7 protein-coding genes are annotated in these 7165 nt (G+C 67.7%); 1 reads left to right on the forward strand and 6 read right to left on the reverse strand.

The genetic code is table 11. The annotated features are described in order from the left end of the window. From FHS42_RS35890 to FHS42_RS35915, 6 genes are all read right to left on the reverse strand, one after another. Window positions 1-263: hypothetical protein (locus FHS42_RS35890; protein WP_376772790.1), on the reverse strand; the 263-nt coding region annotated here is incomplete at its 3' end. Window positions 264-634: 371 nt separating this feature from the next. After that, window positions 635-1540: a phosphotransferase family protein gene (locus FHS42_RS35895; RefSeq protein ID WP_184580541.1), complete on the reverse strand. Its 906-nt coding sequence runs from the start codon at window positions 1538-1540 to the stop codon at window positions 635-637. 32 nt (window positions 1541-1572) lie between these two features. Beyond that, window positions 1573-2892: a helix-turn-helix domain-containing protein gene (locus tag FHS42_RS35900; RefSeq protein WP_184580543.1), complete on the reverse strand. Its 1320-nt coding sequence runs from the start codon at window positions 2890-2892 to the stop codon at window positions 1573-1575. Window positions 2893-3291: 399 nt separating this feature from the next. Further along, window positions 3292-3849, reverse strand: coding sequence for a GNAT family N-acetyltransferase (locus tag FHS42_RS35905; RefSeq protein ID WP_184580545.1), 558 nt, complete (start codon window positions 3847-3849; stop codon window positions 3292-3294). A gap of 45 nt (window positions 3850-3894) precedes the next feature. Continuing rightward, window positions 3895-4377, reverse strand: coding sequence for an SAM-dependent methyltransferase (locus FHS42_RS35910; protein WP_184580547.1), 483 nt, complete (start codon window positions 4375-4377; stop codon window positions 3895-3897). 51 nt (window positions 4378-4428) lie between these two features. Beyond that, window positions 4429-5814: an NsdA family TPR-like regulatory protein gene (locus FHS42_RS35915; RefSeq protein ID WP_184580549.1), complete on the reverse strand. Its 1386-nt coding sequence runs from the start codon at window positions 5812-5814 to the stop codon at window positions 4429-4431. A gap of 424 nt (window positions 5815-6238) precedes the next feature. Between FHS42_RS35915 and FHS42_RS35920 the strand changes: the two genes are divergently transcribed. Next, window positions 6239-7069, forward strand: coding sequence for an ATP-binding protein (locus FHS42_RS35920; protein ID WP_184580551.1), 831 nt, complete (start codon window positions 6239-6241; stop codon window positions 7067-7069). Window positions 7070-7165: the final 96 nt, after the last annotated feature.

Below are 7165 nucleotides of genomic sequence, written 5' to 3' on the forward strand. Positions count from 1 at the left end.
TGCCACAGCACCTTCGGCGCGCTGGGGGGAAGGAACCGGGCCACCGCGACCTCGGTCCGCAGCTCGCCGATCCGCTCGTGCGCCACCGGCAGCCCTTTCTGGAACACCATCCCTGAGCGCGTCGTCGGCCAGGCCCAACAGGCGAGCGCCGAGCTGGTGCTGTTCTCCACCTCAACGCGCGGGCAGTCCGCACCGACCCGGGCCGCGATCACGGCCCGGGTCGCAGCGGGCAGCTCGTCGAACGTCAACCGCTCCACATACACGGACCGTCAGCTCCCCGGCTTGGGCTGCTCGGGGTTGCTCGGCGGGAAGGGGGGATTCTTGTCCGGCCTGGTCGGCGGCCCGGTGGAGGGGCCGCCGGGTGGCGGCTTGGACGTCGGCCCGGGAGACGGGCGCCTGAGCTCGGGGAACGTCGCCGTCATGCCGGAAAAGTACCGCTGGCTTCATCGCTCCGCCGGGGCGTTGCCGGGATTGGCCGGATCATGGCGGGACAGCGTGGGCCATTGCGCCCCGGGTCCGCATCTCGGTGCCCAAGGACTTCCACCTGGCCCTGCTGGTCTGGCTCCACGACGCTCGGAAGCGCGGGCGGAGGACAGCGAGGAGGGCCTGCGCGGCGGAACTGGCCGAACATGTGTCAGAGAATACTCCACTGCAAATCAGAGTCACCTTCGATTAGTCCTTGCACGCGTCGCATCACCTCTGACGAGCTACCGGGTGTGTGTGATGTCTTGCGGGCGTTCGTGGTGATCATGCGGAGTTCCCGGATATCGCGTAGTACGCGATATCCGGCCCAGTTCGTGATGTCGCGGCCGTATGCGTCGGCGAATGCCCGGTAATGTATTTTCCCGTATCCGAACCTGCGGCAGTGCACCTCGACAGTGACGAGGTCCCATTCCGGTTGGCCATACGCGACGGTGTCCCAGTCGCACAGCACAGCTCGCCCGTCGGCGCTGTGGAGGGCGTTGCGGTGTTGCGGGTCTCCTTGGATCGTCGTTGCGGGGAGATCGAAGCGGACCTTTCCCAACTCTTCATCGAGTCTCTTAGCCCGGTCTGACAGGTACTCGCGTGCTTCGGATGTAAGCGAGGTTGCTGCGTCCAGCGACTTCCGGATAGCACGGATGTTGTCGTGTACGGGTAGATCGATGGGGGCCTTTGGCAGATTGTGTAGTACGCGCAGTGGCTTCGCGAGCTGTTCGGCCGTGACCGGGTACGAAGGTTGAGGCAGGTACGTCCAAAACGTCGTGGTGTGGCGGTCGATGATGACGGGTTGCTTTACCGGGTGGAGCGGCGCGGTGGGAAAGTCGCGGCTCATGAGCCATTCGACGAATTGGACGGTGCGGGCAACGTTTGAGGGGGGCGTGCCCCGGCGGGCGATCTTGACGACGACTGGTGCCTCGGCCAAGGCGATTACGGCGTTGGTGTGGCCGCGAAGAAGCCGGGCGTCAGTGCTGTTGAGTCCGACGGCAGTGCAGGCGCGGTGGAGCACCTCGTGCAGCTCGGTTGCTTCGTACCCGCCATGGGTCGGCGCTGGGGCAGTCATGCCCCAAGGCTGGCCGACTCCCGCACGGGTTGTCACTTCTGCCCGGGTGGCAGGGCGAGGATCTCGTTCAGTTCTTTGGCTGCCCTGGTCGTCCGTATGGCAGGTGGCAGGGCTGTGATCACTTCTCTGGCCCGTTGTTCGACGATCGTCGTGCGGTGGTCGGGCGCGACTTGCAGGTAGGCGCTGCCGGCGAGCTGGCACGCTTCGGCGGTGCTGTGGTCACGGGCGAGACCGATCGCGGTCTCCAGGCGTAACAGGGTGGGGTCGATTCCTGTTCGCGCTGGGTACTGGGAGAGGGCCTGGTCTTGTACGTGACGCGCTTGACTGGTGAGTCCCAGAGCCGTGTATGTGCCGCTTTGGTAGAGCATGAGCCGTCGTTCAGGGAATGAGAAGGCGTGGTCTTCGAGGCCGGGATCGCACCGCTCGAACGTAGTTGTCGCGTGCCGAAGCGCGTCTTGGGCGCCGCGGGTATCACCCAGTTTGGCCAGTGCGCGGGCCTGAGCCGCGGCAGCGAAGGCTGCGGTGGCAGTGGGTCGGCCGCGGGTCAGCAGGTGAGCTTCGCGGGTCAGGGCGACTGCCGCTTCGATGGGCCCGTAGTAGAAGGGGAGCATGGCTGCTTGCGCCCGCACACGTGCTCGGATCTCGATGAGGCCGCTGTCGTCCGCTGCGGTGCGGGCAGTGCCGTACCAGGCACGGGCCTTGGCCAGTAGGCCAAGCTTCATCAAGCTGTCGGCGATCAGCGTGGCCAGCAGCGCGGTCTGCTCGGACAGCCGTGTCTGCACCGAGGCCGGCTGACGGTCCATGGCAAGGCTTCGCACTTCGTCGAGAAGCTCAAGGAGGTCGCCGAGCATCGGTTCGGGGGGCGTGTACACGTACTGCTGACTTGCCCAGTGCACGCGCTCCTCCAGCACATCCAGCTGCGCCGAGGAGGTGCTGGAGGTGGCCAATGTGCGATCAGTCAATCGGCGAGCGGCATCAAGGCGGCCCTCAAAGGTCGCACCTGGCTCATCAGGATGACTAATAACGGGACGAACAGCGCGTACGTCGCGCGCGGATGGCTCGGTATGGGCTGTGAGCATCGGGCTATCGAACCCCAGCTCCATCAGGGAACAGTCATAGTGCCGTGCGAGCAACTCGATCACAGCCGGGCGCGGACTGTGATCCCCCGTCTCCCAGTGCCCCAGTTGTAGTTTGTCTGGGCGCGGGCCGTGCGGCCCGGCGAGCTGACGCAGTTCGTCGGCGACCTCGCGCAACGTCTTGCCTCGCGCGAGGCGGTGCGCGCGCAGCCGGCTCACGGAGCAGTGCTCGCGGATGGCCTCCGCGATCGCGCTGACGGATAACCCCCGCTGCATCCCATCCTGGCGTAGCCGCTTCGCACATGAAGGACTGTGCACAGCCTGCCCCCCCGTCGTGTTCTCCAAGTGATGCTACCGACACACAGGGCGATGACAGCGGGAGCAGTGACTACTTCACTGCTCCCGCTGTCATGTTCCGCAAAGAGCAGTGATTTCGTGCCTGCTTCTCTCAAGTGCCTGTTGCTGACCGCCTGCCTCGGGACGACGCTTTGGGACTCCGCAGCCCGGCCCCCGCGCCCCTGCTCGTTCCTTCAGCCTTTCGACGACGACGAGGCACCCATGACCCGAACGCAAGCGCCCGGAGCCCCGCCCCCGAAACAACTAGCCCCAGCACGACCCGCAAGCCCCGTACCGACGCGAGCGAAAGACCGCTACCCCGCACTAGTCGATCGCCGACTACGAGGAAGTTTCTGCTGCCCATTCCTCGCGGAGGATGCCGTAGATGATGGAGTCTCGCCAGGCTCCACGCACGTGAACGTGGGCTCGAATGCGCCCCTCTTCGGTCATGCCGACCGCCAGGAGAGTCTTCCCCGAGGCCACGTTCAGGGGCGATCGGGCGGCCCACAGCCGGTGCAGGCCGAGGTCGGCGAACGCCAGGTCGAAGACCAGGCCGACCGTCTCGCGACCGTACCCCGAGCCCCAGGTGTCGAAGCGGAGCGCGAAACCAAAGGTGGCGGCTTGTTGTTGGTGGGGGTCTGTGGCCAGGCGGGTGTACCCGATCAGCTCGCCGCTTTCGCGACGGGTGACGGCCAGGGCGTACTCCTGGCGCGGCGTTGTGGTGGCGGAGGCGATCGAGCGGGCGACGATGCCCCCTACCTGGTCACGCGAGCGCGGTGTGAAACTCAGGTGCTCGGTGACGGGTTCGCTGCCGTAGATGGCGTGCACGGCATCGACGTCGTCCACCGTGAGCTCGCGCAGGGCCAGGCGGGCGCTGTTGCGGCTGATCGGGTACATGGGAGTGCGCTTGCCTCCGGCACGCAGTCTGCGGCGGGACGGGCTTTAGCGGTGGTCGGTGTGGCCCCAGTAGTTGGGGAGCATTTCGGTGACCCACGAAGGGACCGTGACCACTCCGCGGGGGCCCATCTGCGGGAAGTACGGGGCGATGTCGATGACGGGGGTTCCCTCGATGGCGTCGAGTTCAGTGACGTGCAGGTCTCTGCCGTCGGTACGCAGCAGGCGTGGGTAGCTGGTGGCGAGTTGGTTGGGTCGGCGGTGGTTGCGGTGGGCGAAGGTGCCGGTCGCCGGCCAGCGGGGGTTGCCTCGCGGGCTGCGGGCGTGCAGCGCGACGTCGGCCGGCGAGGCCCGGTGGAAGTGCCAGATGACGGTCAGGTGGGAGAAGGTCTCCAGTCCCTGGAGGCTTTCCAGTGGGTAGCGGGCGTCGAGTCGGATGATCGATTCGACGCCGCCTTGGAAGTCATCGACCGGGTGTTGATGGCCACCGACCACGGTCGCGACCGGCGTGAGCGCGAGCGGTTCAGTCATGTGTGGCCCCCTGTGGTCAGCGGGCCGTCTGCGTGGCCCGGCAAGCGGTGGTCAGCTTACGCCGCGCAAGATCGCGCGGGCTCGGTGGTCAAGGTTGGCCGCGGCGTTGCCCCCTCGTCCCTTCAACGGGGAGAGCGCATGGCGCATACGCACGACGCTCTCGCGGGCTCGGCCGGATTGCAGGCCCGCGCCGTCCATCGTGTCCAGCGCGCGTCCCCAGGTGGCGCAGGCTGCTTCTACCTGCCCTTGGCGGGCCTGGATGTCTCCGAGGTAGCCCAGGGTCACGGCATGGGTGCGGGCGAAGGGCAGTCCGCGGGTGCGCACACTGCGTCGGAACTCCTTCTCGGCGGCGCGCAGGTCTCCCAAGTCGCGCAGCGTGCAGGCGGTTTCGTGAGCGAGGCTGGCCTCGCCGAAGAAGAAGACGCGGGCCGGTTCCTCTACCTCGCCCGGTGGCCGCGCGTGGGTCAGATCGTCTTCGGCGCGTCTCAGGGCCAGCCGTGCTGCCTTCTCCTGTCCGCTGGCGGCCAGTGCACGGGCGTGAACGACGCCCATCAGCGCTTTCTCCCTCGGACACGCGCGGCCGTACCGCTCGCGGTCCATCGACCCTTCTGCGAAGGCCAAAGCCTGGCGCGGGTGGCCCAGGTCGACGGCCTGGTGGGCTGCGGCTCGCATGATGTGTCCTGCCAGCGGGGCGTCGTCGGCCTCCGCTGCCAAGGTGAGTGCCACAGTGAACGCGCGTTGGGCAGGGGCGTGGTCGGAGGAGTCGAAGCTCATCCAGCCCGCGAGGTAGACCAGCTCGGAGGCAGCGCAGAGCACCTCACGGCGCACGGCCTCGGATGTGGTCCGGCCACTGAGGTAGTCGCTGACATCTGTGCGCAGGTAGGTGAGCAGGGCGGCGTGTCCGGCGCGACCTCCCAGGCGCTGATCGCGGCGAGAGAAGAACAGGGCTGTCTCGCGCATGGTTTCCGCGTGCGCCCCGCTCACAGTGAGCTTGCTCAGCGGGGTTCTTACGTGTTCGCGTTTGGTTTCCCACCAGCCAGTGGGCGGCAGGGCCGCGCCAGCTGTCGTGTAGGCGGCCGAGGTCAGTATCTGTCGTCGTTGCACGGTGGATTCTCCGCCCCCCAGGTGCGCCAGCGCTGTCATTGTGTCGAGGTTCCAGTCGCACGGCGATGTCGATGCTCCGGCAGGCAAGCCAATCGCTTCGGGCGTCACGATACGTCCCAGGCCGCGCGACAGTGCCTCGCACAAAATAGCGGCCCCGTCGCCACTGGGCTCGCTGCCGCGTCGCCACTGGTTCACATGCGAACGCGATATCTGCGTCCATCGGCTCGCCTGCACCTCGGTGGCGACACGGCGCATGGCTGCCGCGGTTTGCTCGTTGGACCAGCCCAGCTCGGCGAGAAGCGCCTCCAGCTGGGTGTTTCGTGCTTGCGCCACGGTGCGCTCCCGGCAACGAAGATGATCTTTACACACTTTACTCACTCGCGACCCCGCACGCGGGTGCCCACTCACGGTGATTTGCGGTTCGCTCAACGTCAGACCTTACGCCGCACCGGCCAGCTCCCGCGAGGCATCCGTCCTCGCCTCTGGTGGGTGACTGGCGCAGCCTCCATGCCTTCTCACCGATCTGGCCCTTTCCACAACGACGAGGAAACCATGGCCCGTTCACCCCGCCCCCACTTTGGCCTCCCTACTGCACCGCAACCGCAACCGCCTCGTCCCCGTGCAGTTCGACCGGCGGCAGCACCTCCACCTGCTGCGCCGCCGCGGTGGGTGTCGTTGGGGCTCCTGATCGCAGGCCCCGCTGCTTCGGTGCGTGGTGTCGCTGACACGTCCGCGCTCCGCCAGGAGGTTGGTCGCGATGACTGACCACGACTTGGTGGTGGCTCCGCCCGCTCCCGCTCCCCCGGGCACACCGGTGGTGATCTACGCCTGCCTGCCGCCGGACTCCGGACGTTGGCTGGAGTCCCCGGTGGACACCGGGCGGGTGCTGGAATCGGTACGCCGATACGTCCACGAGCGTGAGTGGCTGGCCATCCGGGAGTTCGTGGACCGTGCCCGGTCCAATGGGGTACCCGCATGGGAGCGCCCCGAGCTGCGGCAGGCGTTGGCTGCGGTGGAGGCCGGGGGTGTGTGCGGCATCGTCACCCCCACGCTGAGCATGCTGGCCGCGGGAGCCGAGGAGACGGCGGTGCTGGCCCGTTGGCAGCACGGCGCCGGCGGGCAGTCGTTCATCTCGGCGCCGCAGTGCATGGCCGTGCTGCGGCCTCACCAGCGCACGGTGCCCGCGCAGCTCGCCGTGGTGGGTGAGGTGCGTGCGTGGGTGGCGGAGTGCCTGCGGCCCTTGACGCCCTCGGATGCGGTTCGCGATGACGCACTGCTGTGCGTGGACGAACTGATCGCCAACGCGATCGTGCACGCGGTGCCAGCCGCCGCTTCGCCGGTGGGCGCGAAGCTGACGGTGACCGTGCATGCCACGCAGGCGCGGGTGTGCATCGCGGTCGATGACCCGGCCCCCGACCTGCTGCTGCCGGACCCGGCAGCAGCAGGCCCGGACGGTGCGTTGAACGAGCATGGTCGGGGTTTGGGGTTGATCGCCGCTTTGTCTGAGCGGTGGGGGTATGAACGCCGCGCCGGTGAGAAACGGGTGTGGTGCACGTTCGCGCTCGGTGCTTACGGGGAGGCGGCGTGATCCGGGCCCCTGGTGCTCACCGTGCTGACCTGCCGGGTCTTCTGTCGTGTCGGCCCTGCGACGTGGTGCTGACCGAGGGCGGCATCCTGGGGGATG

The organism is Streptomyces zagrosensis (assembly GCF_014203645.1).
GTDB lineage: Bacteria > Actinomycetota > Actinomycetes > Streptomycetales > Streptomycetaceae > Streptomyces > Streptomyces zagrosensis.